Here is a 19,604-nt window from a genome sequence, read left to right on the forward strand (position 1 = left end):
CCGTCCATCCTCGCCATGCACGCTCGTTCGTCCCGTCCGATCGTCCCGTTTCATTCTGTTCACGCCATGAGCCCGCACAGCCGACGCGAGTTCTTCAAGCGGGCCGGTGCCGGCGCCGCCGCCTCGATGACGCTGGCTACGTTTCCGCCGGCCATCCGCCGCGCGCTGGCGATTCCCGCGCACCACACCACCGGCACGATCAAGGACGTACGGCATGTGGTGATCCTGATGCAGGAAAACCGCTCGTTCGATCACTATTTCGGTACCTTGCATGGCGTGCGCGGATTCGGGGATCGCTTCCCGATACCCGTGCCCGGCAATCGCACCGTATGGCAACAGCGGTACACGAAAGATCGGATTTCGCGCATCGTGCAGCCCTTTCACCTGGACGCCCGCGCCGGCAATGCGCAACGCGTCGCCGGCACGCCCCACAGCTATCCCGACGCGCAGGCCGCCTGGGATCTGGGGCGCATGCAGGCCTGGCCCACCCACAAGCAGTTGCACTCGATGGGCCACTACGCCGGGGCCGAACTGGAATTCCAGTTCGCCCTCGCCAACGCCTTCACCCTGTGCGACGCCTACCACTGCGCGTTCCATGGCGGTACCAACACCAACCGCCTGTTCCACTGGAGCGGCACGAACGATCCCGCCGGTCTGGCGGGCGGCCCGGTCATCGACAACAGCGGCGATTCGTTCGATGCCGAAGGCGGAGACTACCGCTGGACCACCTATCCCGAGCGCCTGCAGGCCGCGGGCGTGAGCTGGAAGGTGTATCAGAACCTTCCCGACAATTTCACTGACAATCCGCTGGCCGGCTTCCGCCAGTACCGGGCGGCGAACCGCGCGCGCGGCAATCCGCCCAAGGCCCGCGATTTTCCGCCATACCAGGCAACCGACGAAGCCATCAGCCCCCTGCTCAAGGGCATCGGCAACACCCTGCCCGACGGTGGATTCCTGCGGGCGCTGAAGGAAGACATCGCCGCCGGCGCGCTTCCACAGGTGTCCTGGATCGTGGCGCCGGCGGCGTATTCGGAGCATCCGGATCCCTCCAGCCCGGTGCAGGGTGGCTGGTATACGCAGGCGGTGCTGGAGGCGCTGACCGCGGATCCGGCGGTCTGGAGCCAGACGGTACTGCTGGTGAACTTCGACGAGAACGACGGGTTCTTCGATCACCTGCCGCCGCCCTGCGCGCCGGCGCGCGAGGCCGACGGCTCGCTCGCGGGCGCTTCCACGGTCGCCACCACCGGCGAGTACCACACCGACGGACGTCCCTACGGTCCGGGTCCGCGCGTGCCGATGTACGTGGTGTCCCCTTGGAGCCGCGGCGGCTGGGTCAACTCGCAGGTGTTCGATCACACTTCGGTGCTGCGTTTTCTCGAAGCCCGCTTCGGCGTGCCGGAACCGAACATCAGCGCCTATCGCCGCGCGATGACCGGCGATCTCACCAGCGCGTTCAATTTCGCCACCCCCAACGGCGCCGCGCCGCCGCGGCTGCCACGACAGCGCAAGTCGGCCGCGGACGCGGTGCGCACCGCGCAGGAAGCCCTGCCCGCGCTGACGCCGCCCTCCGAGGACAGCCAGCGGCCTCCGCGGCAATCAACCGGCACCCGGCCTTCGCGTGCCCTGCCCTACGAACTACAGGTACATGCGCGAGCCGCGGCCGATGGCGCGATGATGCTGACGTTCCTCAACACCGGGCGAGCCGGCGCGGTCTTCCACGTCTACGACCGCCTGCACCTGGATCGGATTCCGCGCCGCTACGCGGTCGAGGCCGGCCGGCAACTGGGCGGCGCCTGGGACACGGCGGCCGACGATGGCCGATACGATCTATGGGTGCTCGGACCCAATGGATTCCATCGCCATTTCCAGGGCGATGTCCGCGCGGATTCGACGCTCGGCGTGCGCAGCGGCTACGACGTCGCCGCCGCCGCGCTGTGGGTGGAGGTGACCAACGAGGGCGACCGCTCCCGCTCCCTGTCGATCATCGCCAATGCGTACCGCCATGACGGCCCCTGGGCCGCCGAACTGGCACCCGGCCAGTGCGGGCAATGGCGTTGGACGCTTTCCGGGCAGGGCCACTGGTACGATTTCAGCGTGACGGCCGCGCCCGGTTTGCTGTACCGCTTGGCCGGGCGCCTGGAGACAGGAGCCGACGGCATCTCGGATCCGGCCATGGGCGCCGCCTGACGTCGCCGCGTGTCCTCCGTTCCTCACCTCATCGCGACCCGCCATGCAAGCCATCGTTGATTTCATCCTGGAAGTGGACAAGCTCAAGGCGGTCACCCGCAAGATCCGCCTGCGCGACATCGAACGCTACGAGAATTCCGCCGAGCACAGTTGGCAGCTCGCCCTGTTGGCGAGCTCGCTGGCGCCGCACGCGCCGACGGACATCGACATGGACCGCGTCATCCGCATGCTGCTGGTGCACGACATCGGCGAGATTGATACCGGCGACACCATGGCCTTCGTGGAGGGTGGCTGGGAGGAGCGCAAGGCCGCCGAACTGGCGGCGGTCCGGCGCATTTTCGGCCTGCTGCCCGCATCCGAAGGCGAACAACTGCTCGCGCTGTGGCGGGAATTCGATGAAGCACTGACGCCGGAAGCCGTGTTCGCCAACGCGGTGGACCGGGCCATGCCGGTGCTGCTGAACCTCGCCAACCAGGGTCAGAGCTGGCGCGAGAACGGCATCAGCCATGAACGCGTGGTGCGGCGCGTCGGTCCGCCCATCCAGGCAGGCTGCCCGCCACTGTGGGAATTTCTCGAAGCGCGGCTGGAAGATGCGCGCCATCTGGGATATTTCGGCGAGGGCGCCGCGCCCGGCTGAGCGGAACCGCTTCGATTCGCCCTGGCCATCCGCACCACCGCCGCGCCCCGCGACGAATGTCCGCCCGCCCCGGATGAATCAAACGTCGTTGCCGCCGCGGGCCTTGCTCCGGTCGCTCAGACGTCGGCGTGGGCGAGCTGGCGCAGCTTGCCTTCGTGCAGTTCCAGCACCCGATCCAGGCGACGCGCCAACCGGCGGTCGTGGGTCACCAGCACCAGGCTGGTCTTCTGCGCGCGGTTGAGGCCGAGCATCAGATCGAACACGGTGGCGGCGGTCTTTTCGTCCAGGTTGCCGGTGGGTTCGTCGCCCAGCACGCAGGCGGGTTGATTGACCAGCGCGCGGGCGACGGCCGCGCGCTGGCGTTCGCCGCCTGACAACTCGCCCGGCTTGTGTTCGATGCGGTGCCCCAGGCCGACCGCTTCCAGCAGCTCCCGCGCCCGCTGCCTCGCGGACGCGGCGTCGGTGCCACCCAGCATCACCGGCATCATCACGTTCTCCAGCGCGGTGAACTCGGGCAGCAGATGGTGGAACTGGTAGACGAAACCAAGCGCGTGGTTGCGCAGTTGACCTCGCGCCGCGTCCGACAGCGCCGACATTTTCTGGCCGGCCACATAGACCTCTCCGGTGGTCGGGGTGTCCAGGCCACCGAGCAGATGCAGCAAGGTGCTCTTGCCGGCGCCGGAAGCGCCGACGATGGCGACCGTCTCGCCCGGATGGACCGCCAGTTCCAGGCCATCGAACACCGGCGTGCGCATCTTGCCCTCGGCGTAGGTCTTGCCCAGGCCGTCCGCGCGGATGACCGTGCCGTCCGAGCCCGTCGCGGCCGTGATCTTCTCACTCATAGCGCAGGGCCTCCGCCGGCTGGGTCCGGGCCGCGCGCCACGCTGGGTACAGCGTGGCCAGGAAGCTCATCGCCAGCGCCACGCAGGCGATGATCGTCACATCGTCCGGTCGCAGGTCGTATGGCAGGCCGGTGATGTAGTACACGTCCGGGGGCAACAGGGTCACGTTGAAGATTTTCTCGATGAGATCGAGGATGCTTTCCAGATTCATGGTCAGGGTGATACCGCCGATCACGCCGGCCACCGTGCCGATGATGCCGATCAGCGAACCCTGCACCATGAAGACCTGCATCACCCCGCCCGGCGTCAGGCCCAGGGTACGCAGGATGGCGATGTCGGCCTGCTTGTCGGTCACCAGCATCACCTGCGAGTTCACCAGCGAGAACGCGCCCATCAGGATGATCAGCGACAACAGGATGCCCATCACCGTCTTTTCCATCTTCAACGAATGGTAGAGATTGGCGTTCTGGCTCATCCAGTCGCTGACCCGATAGACGTGTCCCAGCCGATAGACCAGATCACGCGCGACCGTCATCGCCTGATCCATGTCATGCAGCTTCAGGCGCACGCCGGTCACGCCATCCCCCATCCGCAGCACCCGCTGCAGGTCGGCCATGTGCACCACCGCGAGGTTGCGGTCGATGTCGTTGTGGCCCACCGCGAACGTGCCGGACACGGTGAAGCGCTTGATTTTCGGCATCGCCCCCATCGGCGTGCCCTGGAAATTGCCGGCGGTGACGACCACGCTGTCGCCCACCCCCACCCGCAGCCAGGCCGCCAGTTCCTGCCCCAGCAGGATGTTGAACTCGCCTGGTTGCAGCGATTCCAGCCGGCCGGTCTTCATCTTGTCGCCCAGCACCGAAACCTTGCGCTCCTCCGAGGGCACGATGCCCTGCACCAGCGCGCCCTGCGGGTCGGCATTGCCGGACAGCATGGCCTGCACGTCGACATAGGGCGCGGCGCCGGCCACGCGCGGATCCTGCATGGCCACCTTCACCGCGTGCGGCCAGTCCTGCATGTCCTCGCCCGCGCCGGCGACGGTCGCGTGCGCGGTCGCCTGCAGCAGTCGATCGCGGATTTCCCGTTGGAAGCCGTTCATCACCGACAGCGTGGTGATGAGCACCGCCACGCCCAGCGCGATGCCGATGATGGAGGCCAGCGAGATGAAGGAGATGAAACCGTTGCGGCGCTTGGCGCGGAGGTAGCGCAGGCCGATGGCGACGGGGACGGGTTTGAACATCGGCCTATGGTGCCATCGGCCGGCGGTCGCGCGAAGCGTCGGCCAGGCCCGCGGCCAGCCGCAGTTCACGCCGGGCCGCCGCCGGCAGGGTATCGGGCCACCAGCCCAGGCTGTGGCGGCGCCCCCGACGGTCCCGCCAGCGCAGCAGGGCAAGCGGCCCGCGCCAGATCAGCGTCGGTTCGTGCACCCGCTGGCCGTCCACCGTCACCCGTCCATCGGCGGGAAACACCCACTCCCGGGGCGGCTTGCGGACCTCGTGCCAGGCCAGATGGAAGCCCCGCAGCGCAGCGACCGTGGCCAGCGGCCAGGCCAGCCCGCGCGGCATCTCGCTCGCCAGCACCGCCAGCGCGGCGGCCACGCCCAGCCCTGTCAACGCGCCGCCCAGCAGGCGCGAGGGACGCCATTCAAGCCGGCAAGGCGCGGATGCGTTGGATGAGTTCGGCGAGTTCGCCATCCGGACACTGCTCGTAGCCCATGAACCAGCGCCAGAGCTTATCGTCCTCGCAATCGAGCAGCCGTAGGAAAACCCCGCGCTCGGCGTCAGGGGACGCCGGCCAGAGGCGGTCGAGGTATCGCTCGAACAGCTGGTCCAGTTCACGCATGCCGCGCCGGCAGCGCCAGCGGATGCGCTTGAGTTCAACGTCTTGTGGATTCATGCCAACCAGAGCAGCCAGGCCGTACGCGCCCAGAACGCCATCAGGACCAGCGTCGCCAGGGCGTATGCGACGAAGCGGGTCATCACGTGGTTGACCGTGCACTGCACGGCGCTATGCACCGCGCGCAGGCCGACGAACAGCCAGGCCAGCGCCAGCAACGCGCGATCATCGAAGCCGGCCTGCGCGGCCAGCAACACGCCCGCGTAGAACAGCACCGGCACTTCGAACAGATTGCGGAAGTTGTCCGAAGCGCGGGTATCGTCCAGCAGCCTGGCCGCTTCGGCGGAGCTGGCCAGCGCCTGGGCGTCGATGCGCTTGCGCGCCATTTCACCCAGCCGCAGGTGATACAGCCGGATCCAGACCAGGAAAGTCAGGCCCGCCATCGCCACCGCGGGCCAGAGGATCGCCGTGGCGGGCAGGCTGGCCATTGCGTCAGGCGCGCCGTTCCATCATCAGCTTCTTGATTTCCGCGATCGCCAGCGCCGGATTCAGGCCCTTCGGGCAGGTCCGCGCGCAGTTCATGATGGTGTGGCAGCGATACAGCTTGAACGGATCTTCCAGATCGTCCAGGCGCGCACCGGTGTCCTCGTCGCGCGAGTCGATGATCCAGCGGTAAGCCTGCAGCAGGATCGCCGGACCCAGGTAGCGCTCGCCATTCCACCAGTAGCTCGGGCAGCTGGTCGAGCAGCATGCGCACAGGATGCACTCGTAGAGGCCGTCCAGCTTCTTGCGATCTTCCGGCGACTGCAGGCGCTCGCGATCCGGCGGCGCCGGGGTCTGGGTGCGGATCCACGGCTTGATCGAGGCGTACTGCGCGTAGAAGTGGGTCAGATCCGGAACCAGATCCTTGACCACGTCCATGTGCGGCAGCGGGTAGATCGGCACCTCGGCCTTCTTGCAGTCGCTGATGGCGCGCGTGCAGGCCAGCGTGTTGGTGCCGTCGATGTTCATCGCGCACGAACCGCAGATGCCTTCGCGGCAGGAGCGGCGGAAGGTCAGCGTGGGATCGATCTCGTTCTTGATCTTGATCAGCGCGTCCAGGACCATCGGGCCGCAGGCCGCCAGATCCACCTCATAGGTATCCAGGCGCGGGTTCTGCCCGTCTTCCGGATTCCAGCGGTAGACCTTGAAGGTACGCGGGTTCTTGGCGCCCTGGGCGGGGAAATGCTTGCCCTTCTGGACGCGCGAGTTCTTCGGGAGTGCGAATTCGGCCATGAGTCAGTTCTCTCCCGATCAGTAAACGCGCGGCTTCGGCGGCACGACGTCGACATCATCGGTCAACGTGTACATGTGCACCGGGCGGAAATCGAAACTGCACTTGCCCTGCTCGTCGACGCTGACCAGGGTGTGCTTCTGCCAGTTGACGTCGTCGCGCTCGGGATAGTCCTCGTGCGCGTGCGCGCCGCGGCTCTCGTGGCGCTGCTCGGCCGAGTTGATGGTCGCGACCGCGTTGAGCAGCAGGTTGTGCAGCTCGTAGGTCTCGATCAGGTCCGAGTTCCAGACCAGCGAGCGATCGCTCACCTTCACGTCCTCGAAGGACTTGAAGATGTCGGTCATCTTGTCGCAGCCCTCCTTCAGCGTCTTGCTGGTGCGGAACACCGCCGCATCGGCCTGCATGGTGCGCTGCATGCGATCGCGGATGACCGCGGTCGGGGTGTCGCCGTTGGCGTTGCGCAGCTTGTCCAGGTGCGAGAGCGCCTTGTCGCAGGCGTCGCCGGCCAGCGGCTTGTGCGAGGCGCCCGGCTTGATCGTCTCGGCGCAGCGGTTGGCCACCGCGCGACCGAACACCACCAGATCCAGCAGCGAGTTCGAACCCAGGCGGTTGGCGCCGTGCACCGACACGCAGGCCGCTTCGCCGATGGCGTACAGGCCGGGGACCACCGCATCGGGGTTGTCGCCGACCTTGCGTACCACTTCGCCGTGGTAGTTGGTCGGGATGCCGCCCATGTTGTAGTGCACGGTCGGGATGACCGGGATCGGCTGCTTGGTCACGTCCACGCCGGCGAAGATGTGGGCGCTCTCGGCGATGCCGGGCAGCTTCTCGTTGATCACTTCCGGGCCGAGGTGGGTCAGGTCGAGCAGGATGTGATCCTTGTGCTCGCCGACGCCGCGGCCTTCGCGGATTTCGATGGTCATCGAACGCGACACCACGTCGCGCGAAGCCAGATCCTTGTAGTGCGGCGCGTAGCGCTCCATGAAGCGCTCACCGTTGCTGTTGCGCAGGATTCCGCCTTCGCCGCGCACGCCCTCGGTGATCAGGCAGCCGGCGCCGTAGATGCCGGTCGGGTGGAACTGCACGAACTCCATGTCCTGCATCGGCAGGCCGGCGCGCATCACCAGGCCGCCGCCGTCACCCGTGCAGGTGTGGGCGGAGGTCGCGCTGAAGTAGGCGCGGCCGTAGCCGCCGGTGGCCAGCACCACGCCATGGGCGCGGAACAGGTGCAGCGAACCTTCGGCCATGTCCAGCGCGAGCACGCCGCGGCAGGCGCCTTCCTCGTCGAAGATCAGGTCCAGCGCGAAGTACTCGATCATGAAGCGCGCGTCATGCTTCAGCGACTGCTGGTACAGGGTATGCAGCATCGCATGGCCGGTGCGGTCGGCCGCGGCGCAGGTGCGCTGGGCCGGCGGGCCCTCGCCGTAGCGGGTGGTCATGCCGCCGAACGGGCGCTGGTAGATCTTGCCCTCTTCGGTGCGGCTGAACGGAACGCCGTAGTGCTCCAGCTCGATGATGGCCGGAATCGCCTCGCGGCACATGTACTCGATGGCGTCCTGATCGCCCAGCCAGTCCGAGCCCTTGATGGTGTCGTAGAAGTGATAGCGCCAGTCGTCCTCGCCCATATTGCCGAGCGCGGCGGAAATGCCGCCCTGCGCGGCCACGGTATGCGAACGGGTCGGGAAGACCTTGGTCAGGCAGACCGTCTGCAGGCCCTTGGCCGCCAGGCCGAAGGTCGCGCGCAGGCCGGCGCCGCCGGCGCCCACCACGACCATGTCGTACTTGTGTTCGGTGATCTTGTAAGCGGACATTTGGTCAATTCCCCAGCGCGATGCGGGCCACCGCGAAAACACTGATGATGGCGCCGAGCACGGCGATGAAGCGCACCGCGGTCTGGACCACCAGGGCCAGCAGCGAGTGGTGGACGTAGTCTTCCAGCACGACCTGCAGGCCGAGCTGCGCGTGCCAGAACATGGCGATCAGGAAACCCACCAGCAGCACCGCGTTCCAGGGACGCGACACGGCCTCGGTGGCGGTGACGTAGTCGGCGCCGAGCAGGCTGACCACGAACACCAGGAACCAGATGCCCAGCAGGACCAGCGCGGTGGCGGTCAGGCGCTGGTTGACGAAATGGGCGGTGCCGGTCTTCGCCGAACCCAGCCCGCGCACGTTCTTCAGCGGAGTACGGAAGCGGCTCATGCGGCACCTCCCGACAGCGCGCAGACCCAGACCAGGGCGGTGATCAGCAGGCTGCCCAGCACCGACAGCCAGCTGCTGCGGATGAAGGCGGGAATGCTGAAGCCGATGGCGAAATCCTGCACCACATGGCGGATGCCGTTGCACAGGTGGTAGGCGAACGCCCAGGTCCAGACGAACAGGAACGCCTTGCCATACCAGGCGCCGGCGATGTCGGTGAAGCAGTTCCAGGATTCCGGTCCCAGCATCAGCGCCATCAGGCCGGCGGCAATCACCAGTGCGCCCAGGGCCAGGAAGATGCCGGTCCCCCGGTGCAGGATGGAGGTCGCCATCTGGATCTGCCAGCGGTAGACCTGCAGATGGGGGGAAAGCGGACGTTGGTGTGTCGCCATTCGCTGACTCTTTCTCGGCTGGGCGGTCACGCGACCGCGTTGGCTCAATGCTGCGGATCAGAAATCGATGCAGCGCCCGTTTTTTTCCCAATCCCCGTAGCGCGTCGGTTCCGGGCCGTCACGCCCCCCTATTTCCTTCTGCGCTGGCGCCGGTGGCGCGCGTTCGCCGGAAGGGGCGACAGGCGCGTTTTCGGACGGCAGTGTTCCGGCGTCGGCGTCAGGGATGGGAGCTGTTTCGCCTATCATAGGGGTCTCGCAGTGCACAAAATTTTAATCCCCACCCCCTTGGCTGACAACCTGCCCCCTCCGGAAACACCCGCGACAGCGCTGTCCGACCATGCGGTCCTGAGCCTGGAAGGCCCGGATGCCGTGGCTTTCGCGCATGCCCAGTTCAGCAGCGAAGTGGCCTCGCTGGCGGTGGGGCAATGGCAATGGAGCGCCTGGCTGACGCCCAAAGGGCGCGTGATCGCGCTGTTTGCCCTGGCCCGCCCCAGTGAGCAGCAGTTGCTGCTGGTGCTGCCGGATTATCCGGCGGACGTGCTGGCCGCGGCCCTGCAGCGCTATGTCTTCAGACGAAAGTTGAAGATCAGCCTGCGCCCGGATCTGCCGGTGCAGGGCGTGATGGCGCCGCCCGCGCGCGCCGGCGGCGCATTGCTTGGCGAGTCCGGCAAGGGCCTGGAACTGGATCGGAGCGATGCCGGCGGCGCGCGCTACTGGCAAATCGGTGGCGAACCGGTCGCCGGCGCCGCCGATGTCGCCGATTGGCGAAGGCACGATCTGCGCCATGGCCTGCCCCGCCTGCCCGAAAGCCAGCGCGAACAATGGACGCCGCAGCAGCTCTCGCTCGATCGGCTGAACGCCTACAGCGTCAAGAAAGGCTGCTATCCGGGCCAGGAAATCGTCGCCCGCACCCATTTCCTCGGCAAGGCCAAGCGTTCGCTGGTGCTGTTCGAAAGCGACGCGCCGCCGACGCCGGGCAGCGCGGTGACCGACGGCGTCCGCGACGTCGGCGGGATCCTCTGCGCGCAGGCGGGCGTTCCCGCGCTCGCGCTGGCGGTGATGCCGCTGGAGCGGGAACCGCTTCCCCTGGTCGCGGACGGCATAGCCTTGAAGGAAATTCCCCTGCTGGACTGATCGTGTCCGCGCCAGCTTGATCCAGGTCAATTACGCGCGCCGGCGGATGCCTACACTGCGGAAAGCTCCCTTCCGCGAGGACGTTGCATGCGTCACGACGTGATCATCATCGGCGCCGGCCCCGCCGGCCTGTGCCTGGCCAAAGCGCTGTGCCGGCAATCGCTGAAGGTCGCGCTGATCGAACGGCAACCGGAAACGGCCATCGCCGAACCGGCTTTCGACGGCCGCGAGATCGCGCTCACCCACGCCTCGATCCGCCTGCTGCGCGACCTCGGCGCATGGGAACACATTCCGCGCGACGACATCGCCCCCCTGCGCGCGGCGCGCGTGATGGACGGCGAATCGCCGCACTGGATGACCGTGGAAGGCGAACTGGTCGGGAAGACGCAACTGGGCTGCCTGGTGCCGAACCATCGCATCCGCGAAGCGGCGTGGCGCGCCATCCAGGACCTGCCGACGCTGGATTGGCTCCCTGGCACGCGGGTCGAATCGGTGCGGACCACACCCGCCGAAGCGGAAGTCGTGCTGCAGGACGGGCGACGCCTGCAGGCATCGCTGCTGATCGCCGCCGACAGCCGTTTCTCCGAAACCCGCCGCGCGCTCGGCATCGGCGCGAGCCAATACGACTTCGGCAAGAGCATGCTGGTCTGCCGGATGCGCCACGAACTTCCCCATCACGGCGTGGCCTGGGAATGGTTCGGCCACGGCCAGACCCTGGCGATGCTGCCGCTGCGCGAACATCTGTCCTCCGCGGTGCTGACCGTGCCGCACGCCGAGGCATGTCGCCTGCAGGATCTGCCCGCCGACGATTTCGCCGCGCGGATGCGAGAGCGCTATGGCGACCGCCTGGGTGCGATGACGCTGGAAAGCAGCCGCCACGTCTATCCGCTGGTTGGCGTCTACGCGCGCCGTTTCGTCGGCCGGCGCTTCGCCGTCGCCGGCGATGCCGCGGTGGGCATGCATCCGGTGACCGCGCACGGGTTCAATCTCGGCCTGGCCAGCGTGGAACGCCTGGCCGACCTGGCCCGCATCGCCGGTGCGCAGGGCCGCGACCTGGGCAGTGACGCCCTGCTGGCGCGCTACCAGCGGCGCCATCGCGCCGGCACCCTGCCGTTCTATCTGGCCACCGCCACCGTGGTGCGCGTGTTCACCGACGACCGCGCGCCGGTGCGCAGGCTGCGGGAAACCATCCTGCGCGCCGGCCAGCGGGTGCTGCCGTTCCGGCGCCTGCTGGCCGCGCAACTGGTGGATGAGGCGCCGCTGGATGCACCGTTGCCGGTGCGGCTGCGGCAAGGATTGGCGCAGTTGCTGCCGCGCCGGGCCTGAGCGCTCAGCGCAGCCAGGCTTCGAAACGGTCCAGGAAGGACAGCAGGCGTCGCCGGGCGCGCTCGTCGGCCACGTTTCCGTCGGCGTCGAGCAAGCCTTCCTTGAACTGGAGGGCGATCTCCGGCTGCGGCAGCACCGCCACGTCCACCGCCGCCAGCACGTTGCGCAGATGCTGCTGCGAGGACACCGTGCCATGCATGCCCGGCGAGGTGCCGATGATGGCGGCGCGCTTGCCCGAGAAGGTGGTGCTGCCGGCGGGACGGCTCGCCACGTCGATCGCGTTCTTCAACACGCCCGGCATGGAGCGGTTGTACTCGGGAGTCACGAACAGCAACGCGTCGGCCTGCTCGATGCCCTGTTTGAAACGCAGGCCCGCCGCCGGGAAATCCGCGTCATCGTCCTGGTTGTAGAGCGGCAGGTCGCCGATTTCCAGAATCCGGAACGCAAAGCGCTCCCCGGCCAGCCGTTGCACCGCGCCGGCCAGTTGGCGGTTGAAGGAATCCTTACGCAGGCTGCCGATGATGATGGCCACGGCGGGAACTGGCATGGGAATCTCCTGCGACGATGAACGGGTCACGAGCATAGCAGCACCGCGACGGGACCCGTGCCCGTCGCGATGCCACGCGCGGCTCAGGCCAGCCGATCCGCCGCCGCCACGATGTCCTCGTCGCCCGGCAGCACCAGGAACGCGGCGCCGGCCAGCGGCGTATAGGTATCGGTGCCGACCACGCGCTGGAACGGACGCGCGCGATAGCCGCCTTCGGCAATCGCGGTGATGATGCCCTCGCCCACGCCGGCCGAATGCCGGCCTTCGTCGACCACCAGGATGCGCTTGGCGGTCGCGGCCTGTTCGACGATGAACGCCTCGTTGAGCGGCACCAGCCAGCGCAGATCCACCACCCGGACCTTCCAGCCGTGCTTCGCCTCGATGCTGCGCGCGGCACGCAGGCTCATCGGCACGCCGTTGCCGTAGCTGAAGATGACCAGATCATCGGCGTCGGCCTCATACACGCGGCCTTCGCCCAGCGGCATCGCCTGATCCTGCGCCGGATACGGGAACAGCCATTGGCCGTCGCCCGGCTCGTACAGATCCTTGGTCATGTACAGCGCGATCGGTTCCAGGAACGCGGTGACGCGTCCGTCGACCTTGGCCAGCGCGGCGAGCGTGCGCAGCATCATCGCCGCGTCGTCGCCGCGCGAAGGACAGCCCACGACCAGGCCGGGGATGTCGCGCAGCGCGGTGATCGAGTTGTCGTTGTGGAAATGCCCGCCGAAACCGCGCTGATAACCCAGGCCGGCGATGCGCACCACCATCGGATTGCGGTACTGGTTGTTGCTGAAGAACTGCAGGCTGGCCGCCTCGCCGCGAATCTGGTCGCAGGCGTTGTGGAAATAGGCCAGGTACTGGATTTCCGGCAACGGCAGCATGCCCAGGTTGGCGTAGCCCTGGGCCAGGCCGAGGATCATGGTCTCGTCGAGCAGCGTGTTGAACACGCGGCTGCCCTTGAACGCCTTGTGCAGCCCCTTGGTGACGGTGTACACGCCGCCCTTCTGCGCCACGTCCTCGCCGAACAGCAGGGTCTCGGGATACTTGCAGAACAGATCGTGCAGCGCGTTGTTGATCTGGATCGCCAGATGGCGCGGCGGCAGTTTCTCCGGCAGCTTCTCTTCGCTGCCGAACGCGGCCACGCGCTTGTCGTGCGGCGCGGTGCGCGCGGCTTCGGCGGCCACCGCGTCCGGCGTGTACGGCGCCAGCGGCGCGATCACTTCCTCCAGGGTGGTGATCTTGGGCCGGCGATCGGCTTCCTCGGCGGCGGCGAAGCAGCGCGTGCGGATGTTCTCGTAGAACGACAGCAGCTCGTCGCGGCTCATCAGGCCGGACTCCAGCGCGATCGCCGCCGAACGCAGCAGCGGATCGGTGGCTTCCACCGCGACCAGTTCCTCGATCGGCCGCCATTCGATTTCGAAGTCGGTACCGGCATGGCCCATGATGCGGGTGGTGCGCAGGTGCAGGAAGGTCGGCCGGCGGGTATTGCGGCAATGCTCGACCGCCGCCTGCACCTGGCCATAGCCGGTGGCCAGATCCAGGCCGTCGGCGTAGAAATAATCCAGATCCGCGCGGTCGCGGAAATTGCGGCCCACCCAGCCATCCGGCGTCTTCACCGAGATGCCGATGCCGTTGTCCTCGCAGACGAACAGGACCGGTGCCGGCAGCTTCTGGTAGGCCGTCCAAGCGGCCGCGTTGAACGCGGTCTGCGCGGTGGCGTGATTGCTGGAGGCATCACCGAACGAGCAGATGGCGATGCTGTCTTCCGGAATCGGCGAGGCGTGGCCGATGCGCCGCGCCTGTTCGATGGCGATCGCGGTGCCCAGCGCCTTGGGCAGGTGCGAGGCGATCGTCGAGGTCTGCGGCAATACCCACAACGGCTTGCTGCCCCAGACCTTGTGGCGGCCGCCGGAGGCCGGATCCTCGGCGCTGGCGGCGAACGACAGCGCCGAGTCCATCACCGGATCCATGCCGGGCAGCTTGCGGAAGCGCTCGGCCATGAAGCCGCCGCTGCGGTAATGCAGGAACGCCGGATCGGTATGCCGGGTCAGCCGCGCGACCATCGCGTTGCCTTCGTGGCCGGAGCTGCCGATGGTGTAGAAGACCTTGTTCTGCACGCGCAGCACCCGCGCCATCAGGTCAAGGTGGCGCGAGATCAGCTGCGATTCCAGCAACTCCGCGAATCCCTGCCGATCCAGCGCGCTGCCCGGGAGGATCGCGCCGGCGCTGCCGCCGTCGGAGCGGCCATTCCAGATCTTCACGAACTCGATGAAGTTCTGGTCGCAGATTTCGGCGCGGTTGAGGCCCTTCATGCGGGCGGGAATGGTCTGGACGGTCATGGCACTCGTGGCTGGATTCAGGAATTCGCAAGACGCCCGGCGACATCGTCGGCGAGCGCAGGCATGGGGGCGAAACCCGGCGTCGCGCTGACGCGCGCGAGCCAGGCGGTGATGCGGGGAAACTTCGACAGGTCGAAACCGCCATCGGCGGCGCAATGCGTGTAGGCGAACAGCGCGATGTCGGCGATGCCGTAAGCCTCGCCGGTGAACCAGTCGGCCTCCCGCAGGTGGCGCTCCATCACCGCCAGCGCCTGCTCGCCGCGTTCGAGCAGGCGCGGCAGATCGGCGCGACGCGGTGAATCCGGCGGCGTCCACCCACGGATGAAACGGGCCACCGCCACGTAGGGCTCGTGGCTGTACTGCTCGAAGAACAGCCAGCTCATCGCCTGCGCGCGCTGCCAGGCATCGGTCGGCAGGTAGGCGCTGCCTTCGGCCAGCCAGCACAGGATGGCATTGGATTCGGTCAGGATGCGCCCGTCGGCACGCTCCAGCATCGGCACCTTGCCATTGGGATTCTTCGCCAGATAGCCCGGCGTGCGGGTGGCGCCGTTCGGGCTATCGACCTCCATCCACTGGTAGGGACGCCCCAGTTGTTCCAGCAGCAGGCGCACCTTGTGGCAGTTGCCGGAGACGGAATAGCCGTGGACGGTGAGGATTTCAGTGGGCATGGGATTCCCGGGCGGCAGTGAATTCGTCGATGCGCGCGGCCTTGGCCAGATCCTTCTCGCGGCCGAACAGCGCCAGGATGCGCCGCTGTTCGGACAGCGTCGGCACGGGGATGGCTTGACCATTCACCTCCACCCGCCATTCCGACATTACCTGCACGGGTTGCCAGCCACCCGCCCCCCGGACTTCCAGATCGCCCATCACTTCCAGCGGCATCGGCAGGTGCGCGAAGCGTGCGAAACGGGAGCGGAAACGGCCATCGTCGGCGGGACGATAGCCCTCGTCGCGATGCGCCGCCCATGCCTCGGCCAGGGCATCGGCATCCCGTCCGCTGCACAGAAGATCGACATCGTTCGGCTCCGGGCCACCCACACCCGCCAGGCGCATCGCGGCGCTGCCGATGATCCACCAGGGATCCCGGAAACAGGCGCGCGCAATCGGCATCAGGCCGGCCAATGCGCCCATCAGGCGGGCATCGATGAGCGGGGTTGCGCTCAAGCGCCCCGCCCCGCCCGCCACGCGTCGCGGCTCTGGCTCCAGACATCCAGTTCGATCGACTCGAACGGCGGCGGCAGCCGGGTCCGGCGCAACTTGCGCGAACCCAGGCGTTCGGCCAGCTTCTGCGACGGCACGTTTTCCCCGTCGATGCAGTGAATGATGTCGGTCCAGCCCAGATTGTCGAACGCCCAGTCGATGGCGGGCCTGGCCGCCTCCAGCGCGTAGCCCTTGCCCTGCGCTGCCCGCCGGAATGCCCAGCCCACTTCATTGCCCGGCCAGCCCTCCGGTTTCCACGGCCCCAACTGGCCCAGCCATTCGCCGGTGGCGCGTTCGACCACCGCGAACATGCCGAACCCATCGAGCCACCAGGAACCCGGCTGCCACAGGAACCGGCGCCAGGCTTCCGGACGGGTGACCGCGCCGCCGATGAAGCGCGCAGCTTCCTCGTCGGCCTGGAGTTCGGCGAAGCCATCGAAATCCTCGCGGCGCGGCGGACGCAGGATCAGGCGTTCGGTTTCCAGTTGCAGTTCGTCGATGCCCCGGCTCATGCGGCCTTTCCTCCCTGCGCGAGCCACTGCTGGCGTGACTGTCCCCAGATCTCGACCGGTTTGCCCTCGTGCGGCGCCGGCAGTTCGCCCATGCGCAGGAAGCGCGAGCCGAGTTTGGCCGCGACCACCTTGGAGTTCCGGTTGTCCGGATCGATCGTGTGGATCATCTCGTCCCAGCCCAGCTCGGCGAACGCCCAGTCGGCGGCCGCGCGTGCCGCTTCCGGCGCATATCCGCGACCCCACGCTTCGCGCGCGATGCTCCAGCCGATCTCGGTGCCGGGCCAGCCCAGCGGGCACCAGGGCCCGACCCGTCCCACCCAGCGGCCGCTGGCCTTCTCGATCACCGAGAACATGGCAAAGCCTTCCATCTGCCAGCAGCCAACCATCGCCGCCAGGCTGCGGTAGGCCATCGGGCGCACCTGCACGCCACCGATGTAGCGGGTCGCTTCCTCGTCGGCGACGAACGCCGCCCACGGTTCGTAATCCTCGCGCCGCTGCGGCCGCAGCCACAGACGCTCGGTTTCCAGTTGCAGATCGAAGATGCTCATGGTTCAGGCTTTCAGAACGAAGAACAGAATCGCGAAAGGCAAAAGAAAAGCGCTCGCGATGGCCCAGGCGGCCAGCGCACGGCGGCGGCGGATGCCTGCCAACGCGGCGTAGCCGTTGATCATCGCCACCAGTGTCCAGGCAATTCCTGCCGCCATCAGGGCCACGGCGATGATCAAACCCGGCAACTGTGCGGGCGTAGGAACTCCCTTGTCGGCCAGCGACGAGAAATCGAATTTGAGCGCCGCAGCGGCCGCGAGACTGAGCGCGATCATCGGGACCGATGCCCAGCCGGAAACACGCCACAAACTGCCGAAAGCCAGCCGCTGCCCCAGCAGGCGGAACGCCAATTGCGTCGCGCCAACCCAGATGAACCAGCGCACGCCCAAGCCAACAAGCAAGACGAGCGCCAGGCCTGCCAGGAGCTCTGGCCTGCTCTCGTTCGTTGCGCGCGAGCCCAGTTCAAACGATGCGTCCATGGCGATCGCGCACCACACCAAGATGGCCCCAAGCGCGCCGATTCCGCCTCGCGCCATGAAGCCTTGCACCGTGACGCGCGGCCTATAAAGCATGCCGGCCAGCGCGAAGCGCCGCCTCAGCAACCATGCGACGCCCAGCAGCAGGATGGTCAAAGGCAGCACGGCCAGCGGCCACAGCCAGTCCCTCGGTTTGCTGGAAAGCCACGGCGATTCCGGCTCCAGATCGACATCGTACTGCAGCAACTCGCGTATGCGGGCCACTTCATGTCGAATCTTCGCCACCTCCGCGGCAGGAATCTCGTCGGCGTAGCGCTGCCAGGTGGATACGATGACGAGTTCGCTTCCGTCAACCGAAACAGAACGCTCGAATCTGAAGAATGCCGTCGCAATCCTGTCCTGCTGCGGATCGATCGACCACCCATCCGCAAGCGTCGTGCGGATGGTCTGGCGCCCGTATCGGGGGCCTCCCAGCGCCAATGGCGAATGACGCTCCTGGTCGGCGATCTTCGGCAACCAGTCAAGTATCTGGAAGAATACGATGCCGAAGACCGTGGCTTCGCTCTTCTTCCAATCCAGCCGGTATTGCTCCTGGACATTGAAGGACGCTTCGCGCTCGCCTGCATTTGGCATCGCCGGCGCGCGCAATCCTTCATAGTATCCCTGCATGTAGTTCAGGTAGTTCTTCCCGACTTTCTCCGGGCCATCCATGGAAAACGCCTTGCGGACATCATCGGCGAATCCCTGCCGGTAATCCGTTGCCACCGCGAAATCCGCCGACAACTGCTCTCCATTGACTCCCAGCTTGATCGATTGATGTACATCGACCTGGGGAGCATCTGGCAGCAAGTCCGGTATCCGGACCAGCGCGGTCGCTCCCGCCTGGATTGGCAAGCCATAGCCAAACGGCAGCGAACGCCGGCTTTGGAAATCGCCACGCTCCCGCTCCAGCGTCGGATCTATCCATATATCCCTGCCCTGCAATCTAGCCCTGACGATCACGTGATTGAACGCCAGAGGGCTGGGCAGGCGCCCGGCCACGGCCGCCTTCTGCTCCGTATTCACCAGAACAGGGTCCGCGGGAATTCCCACTTCGGAAAGCAAGGCAATGAGCAGAGTCGCCTTGTCCTTGCAGTCGCCGAAGCGCCGTGCGAGCACCAATTCCGGCCGATTCGGCGCATGTGAATTCGTGCCCATGTCCAGGCCGGTGTAGCGGACTTCGCCCTGCACGAAGGCCACCGCGCGCAGCGCGGATCCCATGGGGTCCGCACGGTCCAGTCGCAGCCGCGAGGACGCGGCCATCAGTTCGCTCCGGTCCACGAAGGTTCTGGGGTACAGCGGCAGCGCCCAGCCCACGACATCGCGCCAATCGGTAGCAGTGGATACTTCGATGCGACCATATGGGTTGTATGACGAAGGCGTGTTCTCTTCCTCGGACACGGCAGCAAGATTCCTCATGCTCGCTTCCAGCGTCCTCGTATTCCCTTCGTCGCGCTGCGTCGTCTCGAAGCCATCCGCGACGCGCGATTGCAGTGACAAGGTTTGCGGATAACGAAAACTGACCAGGCGATGGCCCAGGGGTACGCCGAATCGAGCGGAATAACTGTCGTGATATCCACCCTTGAACACCGGGTTGTCACCAATCACGCTGTATCGGTACGTGACCGTATCACCGACGCGAAGGTCAGGTATCGTCACGGTGACGGTCAACCTGCCATCCAGCAATCGCGATTCCAGGTCCGATTCGCGCCTGAGTTCATCTATGCGGGACGCCTGGCGACGGTCCAGGCGTTGTCCGTCCCGGACGACGTCAATCGCATGGATCTCCACCTGCTGGTACGTCGGCTGATAGGTGAGGCTGAACTGGCCGCCTTCTTCCAGCCCCCGTTCGTCCACCACACGATAGCTGATGGTTCGATGCCAGACCGGGCGAGCTCCCGTCAGCAGGACCTGATCGGCCGCCACCAGATATTTGATTCCATCCGATGCCGTCGCCGGCTGGTCGGATTCGACCTGGAATGCGGACACCACGCCCGGGGGATCTGGAGCGAAGCGATAACCCTGCGCGAAGGCCGCAGGCAAGCCTATTGCCCATGCAAGCAAGGCAAGACATCCTGCCACTCCGCTATAGCGACGTTTCCCCAGCGTTGCTTTCAAGCAT

21 protein-coding genes are annotated in these 19,604 nt (G+C 66.9%); 4 read left to right on the forward strand and 17 right to left on the reverse strand.

The window, feature by feature from the left end:
- Positions 1–66 precede the first annotated feature (66 nt).
- Both ACTHN1_RS13590 and ACTHN1_RS13595 read left to right on the forward strand, forming a co-directional pair.
- On the forward strand, positions 67–2,187 hold the full coding sequence (locus ACTHN1_RS13590) for a phosphocholine-specific phospholipase C (protein WP_440471467.1): 2,121 nt from the start codon (positions 67–69) through the stop codon (positions 2,185–2,187).
- 43 nt (positions 2,188–2,230) lie between these two features.
- Entirely contained in the window at positions 2,231–2,824 is a 594-nt protein-coding gene (locus ACTHN1_RS13595; protein WP_440471468.1) for an HD domain-containing protein, read from the forward strand.
- 116 nt (positions 2,825–2,940) lie between these two features.
- Here the strand turns inward: ACTHN1_RS13595 and lolD are convergent, their stop codons facing one another.
- From lolD to ACTHN1_RS13645, 10 genes are read right to left on the reverse strand one after another with little or no spacing between them, the layout of a single operon-like run.
- Positions 2,941–3,666: a lipoprotein-releasing ABC transporter ATP-binding protein LolD gene (gene lolD / locus ACTHN1_RS13600; RefSeq protein ID WP_440471469.1), complete on the reverse strand. Its 726-nt coding sequence runs from the start codon at positions 3,664–3,666 to the stop codon at positions 2,941–2,943.
- On the reverse strand, positions 3,659–4,906 hold the full coding sequence (locus ACTHN1_RS13605; protein ID WP_440471470.1) for a lipoprotein-releasing ABC transporter permease subunit: 1,248 nt from the start codon (positions 4,904–4,906) through the stop codon (positions 3,659–3,661). Before ACTHN1_RS13605 ends, lolD begins: the two co-directional genes overlap by 8 nt.
- A 4-nt stretch (positions 4,907–4,910) precedes the next feature.
- Positions 4,911–5,360 carry a protein YgfX gene (locus ACTHN1_RS13610; RefSeq protein WP_440471471.1) on the reverse strand — a complete coding sequence of 150 codons (450 nt, stop codon included), beginning with the start codon at positions 5,358–5,360 and terminating at the stop codon, positions 4,911–4,913.
- Positions 5,311–5,562: a succinate dehydrogenase assembly factor 2 gene (locus ACTHN1_RS13615; protein ID WP_440471472.1), complete on the reverse strand. Its 252-nt coding sequence runs from the start codon at positions 5,560–5,562 to the stop codon at positions 5,311–5,313. Before ACTHN1_RS13615 ends, ACTHN1_RS13610 begins: the two co-directional genes overlap by 50 nt.
- Complete coding sequence (locus ACTHN1_RS13620) at positions 5,559–5,990, reverse strand: MAPEG family protein (protein WP_440471473.1); 432 nt, start codon at positions 5,988–5,990, stop codon at positions 5,559–5,561. Before ACTHN1_RS13620 ends, ACTHN1_RS13615 begins: the two co-directional genes overlap by 4 nt.
- Before the next feature lie 4 nt (positions 5,991–5,994).
- On the reverse strand, positions 5,995–6,777 hold the full coding sequence (locus ACTHN1_RS13625) for a succinate dehydrogenase iron-sulfur subunit (protein WP_440471474.1): 783 nt from the start codon (positions 6,775–6,777) through the stop codon (positions 5,995–5,997).
- An 18-nt stretch (positions 6,778–6,795) separates the two neighbouring features.
- Positions 6,796–8,586, reverse strand: coding sequence for a succinate dehydrogenase flavoprotein subunit (gene sdhA, locus ACTHN1_RS13630; protein WP_440471475.1), 1,791 nt, complete (start codon positions 8,584–8,586; stop codon positions 6,796–6,798).
- A gap of 4 nt (positions 8,587–8,590) precedes the next feature.
- Entirely contained in the window at positions 8,591–8,974 is a 384-nt protein-coding gene (gene sdhD, locus ACTHN1_RS13635) for a succinate dehydrogenase, hydrophobic membrane anchor protein (RefSeq protein WP_440471476.1), read from the reverse strand.
- Positions 8,971–9,363 (reverse strand): succinate dehydrogenase, cytochrome b556 subunit, encoded by a 393-nt coding sequence (gene sdhC, locus ACTHN1_RS13640; RefSeq protein WP_440471477.1) that lies wholly within the window; start codon positions 9,361–9,363, stop codon positions 8,971–8,973. The genes sdhD and sdhC overlap by 4 nt, the downstream gene beginning before the upstream one ends.
- A 57-nt stretch (positions 9,364–9,420) precedes the next feature.
- On the reverse strand, positions 9,421–9,609 hold the full coding sequence (locus tag ACTHN1_RS13645) for a DUF1674 domain-containing protein (protein WP_440471478.1): 189 nt from the start codon (positions 9,607–9,609) through the stop codon (positions 9,421–9,423).
- 39 nt (positions 9,610–9,648) lie between these two features.
- On the opposite strand from ACTHN1_RS13645, the gene ygfZ reads away from it, so the two are divergent.
- Positions 9,649–10,497, forward strand: coding sequence for a CAF17-like 4Fe-4S cluster assembly/insertion protein YgfZ (ygfZ, locus tag ACTHN1_RS13650; protein WP_440471479.1), 849 nt, complete (start codon positions 9,649–9,651; stop codon positions 10,495–10,497).
- An 87-nt stretch (positions 10,498–10,584) separates the two neighbouring features.
- The gene (gene ubiM, locus ACTHN1_RS13655) at positions 10,585–11,823 is read left to right on the forward strand and encodes a 5-demethoxyubiquinol-8 5-hydroxylase UbiM (protein ID WP_440471480.1); all 1,239 of its coding nucleotides are present in this window, start codon (positions 10,585–10,587) and stop codon (positions 11,821–11,823) included.
- A 4-nt stretch (positions 11,824–11,827) separates the two neighbouring features.
- Here the strand turns inward: ubiM and ACTHN1_RS13660 are convergent, their stop codons facing one another.
- From ACTHN1_RS13660 to ACTHN1_RS13690, 7 genes are all read right to left on the reverse strand, one after another.
- On the reverse strand, positions 11,828–12,370 hold the full coding sequence (locus ACTHN1_RS13660) for an NADPH-dependent FMN reductase (RefSeq protein ID WP_440471481.1): 543 nt from the start codon (positions 12,368–12,370) through the stop codon (positions 11,828–11,830).
- Positions 12,371–12,453: 83 nt separating this feature from the next.
- Positions 12,454–14,709 carry a thiamine pyrophosphate-dependent enzyme gene (locus ACTHN1_RS13665; protein ID WP_440471482.1) on the reverse strand — a complete coding sequence of 752 codons (2,256 nt, stop codon included), beginning with the start codon at positions 14,707–14,709 and terminating at the stop codon, positions 12,454–12,456.
- Positions 14,710–14,726: 17 nt separating this feature from the next.
- Positions 14,727–15,377 carry a glutathione S-transferase family protein gene (locus ACTHN1_RS13670; protein ID WP_440471483.1) on the reverse strand — a complete coding sequence of 217 codons (651 nt, stop codon included), beginning with the start codon at positions 15,375–15,377 and terminating at the stop codon, positions 14,727–14,729.
- On the reverse strand, positions 15,367–15,873 hold the full coding sequence (locus ACTHN1_RS13675) for a hypothetical protein (protein WP_440471484.1): 507 nt from the start codon (positions 15,871–15,873) through the stop codon (positions 15,367–15,369). The genes ACTHN1_RS13670 and ACTHN1_RS13675 overlap by 11 nt, the downstream gene beginning before the upstream one ends.
- On the reverse strand, positions 15,870–16,421 hold the full coding sequence (locus tag ACTHN1_RS13680; protein ID WP_440471485.1) for a GNAT family N-acetyltransferase: 552 nt from the start codon (positions 16,419–16,421) through the stop codon (positions 15,870–15,872). The genes ACTHN1_RS13675 and ACTHN1_RS13680 overlap by 4 nt, the downstream gene beginning before the upstream one ends.
- Complete coding sequence (locus ACTHN1_RS13685; RefSeq protein ID WP_440471486.1) at positions 16,418–16,969, reverse strand: GNAT family N-acetyltransferase; 552 nt, start codon at positions 16,967–16,969, stop codon at positions 16,418–16,420. The genes ACTHN1_RS13680 and ACTHN1_RS13685 overlap by 4 nt, the downstream gene beginning before the upstream one ends.
- Positions 16,970–16,972: 3 nt before the next feature.
- Positions 16,973–19,600 (reverse strand): DUF3857 domain-containing transglutaminase family protein, encoded by a 2,628-nt coding sequence (locus ACTHN1_RS13690; RefSeq protein WP_440471487.1) that lies wholly within the window; start codon positions 19,598–19,600, stop codon positions 16,973–16,975.
- Between the last annotated feature and the right edge of the window lie 4 nt (positions 19,601–19,604).

It is taken from the genome of Pseudoxanthomonas sp., from assembly GCF_051953815.1.
Classification (GTDB): domain Bacteria; phylum Pseudomonadota; class Gammaproteobacteria; order Xanthomonadales; family Xanthomonadaceae; genus Pseudoxanthomonas_A.

Coding starts and splice junctions, on each gene's coding strand:
- ACTHN1_RS13590 (WP_440471467.1), top strand. CDS start 67: ATGAGCCCGCACAGCCGACGCGAGTTCTTCAAGCGGGCCGGTGCCGGC.
- ACTHN1_RS13595 (WP_440471468.1), top strand. CDS start 2,231: ATGCAAGCCATCGTTGATTTCATCCTGGAAGTGGACAAGCTCAAGGCG.
- lolD (WP_440471469.1), bottom strand. CDS start 3,666: ATGAGTGAGAAGATCACGGCCGCGACGGGCTCGGACGGCACGGTCATC.
- ACTHN1_RS13605 (WP_440471470.1), bottom strand. CDS start 4,906: ATGTTCAAACCCGTCCCCGTCGCCATCGGCCTGCGCTACCTCCGCGCC.
- ACTHN1_RS13610 (WP_440471471.1), bottom strand. CDS start 5,360: ATGGCGAACTCGCCGAACTCATCCAACGCATCCGCGCCTTGCCGGCTT.
- ACTHN1_RS13615 (WP_440471472.1), bottom strand. CDS start 5,562: ATGAATCCACAAGACGTTGAACTCAAGCGCATCCGCTGGCGCTGCCGG.
- ACTHN1_RS13620 (WP_440471473.1), bottom strand. CDS start 5,990: ATGGCCAGCCTGCCCGCCACGGCGATCCTCTGGCCCGCGGTGGCGATG.
- ACTHN1_RS13625 (WP_440471474.1), bottom strand. CDS start 6,777: ATGGCCGAATTCGCACTCCCGAAGAACTCGCGCGTCCAGAAGGGCAAG.
- sdhA (WP_440471475.1), bottom strand. CDS start 8,586: ATGTCCGCTTACAAGATCACCGAACACAAGTACGACATGGTCGTGGTG.
- sdhD (WP_440471476.1), bottom strand. CDS start 8,974: ATGAGCCGCTTCCGTACTCCGCTGAAGAACGTGCGCGGGCTGGGTTCG.
- sdhC (WP_440471477.1), bottom strand. CDS start 9,363: ATGGCGACACACCAACGTCCGCTTTCCCCCCATCTGCAGGTCTACCGC.
- ACTHN1_RS13645 (WP_440471478.1), bottom strand. CDS start 9,609: ATGATAGGCGAAACAGCTCCCATCCCTGACGCCGACGCCGGAACACTG.
- ubiM (WP_440471480.1), top strand. CDS start 10,585: ATGCGTCACGACGTGATCATCATCGGCGCCGGCCCCGCCGGCCTGTGC.
- ACTHN1_RS13660 (WP_440471481.1), bottom strand. CDS start 12,370: ATGCCAGTTCCCGCCGTGGCCATCATCATCGGCAGCCTGCGTAAGGAT.
- ACTHN1_RS13665 (WP_440471482.1), bottom strand. CDS start 14,709: ATGACCGTCCAGACCATTCCCGCCCGCATGAAGGGCCTCAACCGCGCC.
- ACTHN1_RS13670 (WP_440471483.1), bottom strand. CDS start 15,377: ATGCCCACTGAAATCCTCACCGTCCACGGCTATTCCGTCTCCGGCAAC.
- ACTHN1_RS13680 (WP_440471485.1), bottom strand. CDS start 16,421: ATGAGCCGGGGCATCGACGAACTGCAACTGGAAACCGAACGCCTGATC.
- ACTHN1_RS13685 (WP_440471486.1), bottom strand. CDS start 16,969: ATGAGCATCTTCGATCTGCAACTGGAAACCGAGCGTCTGTGGCTGCGG.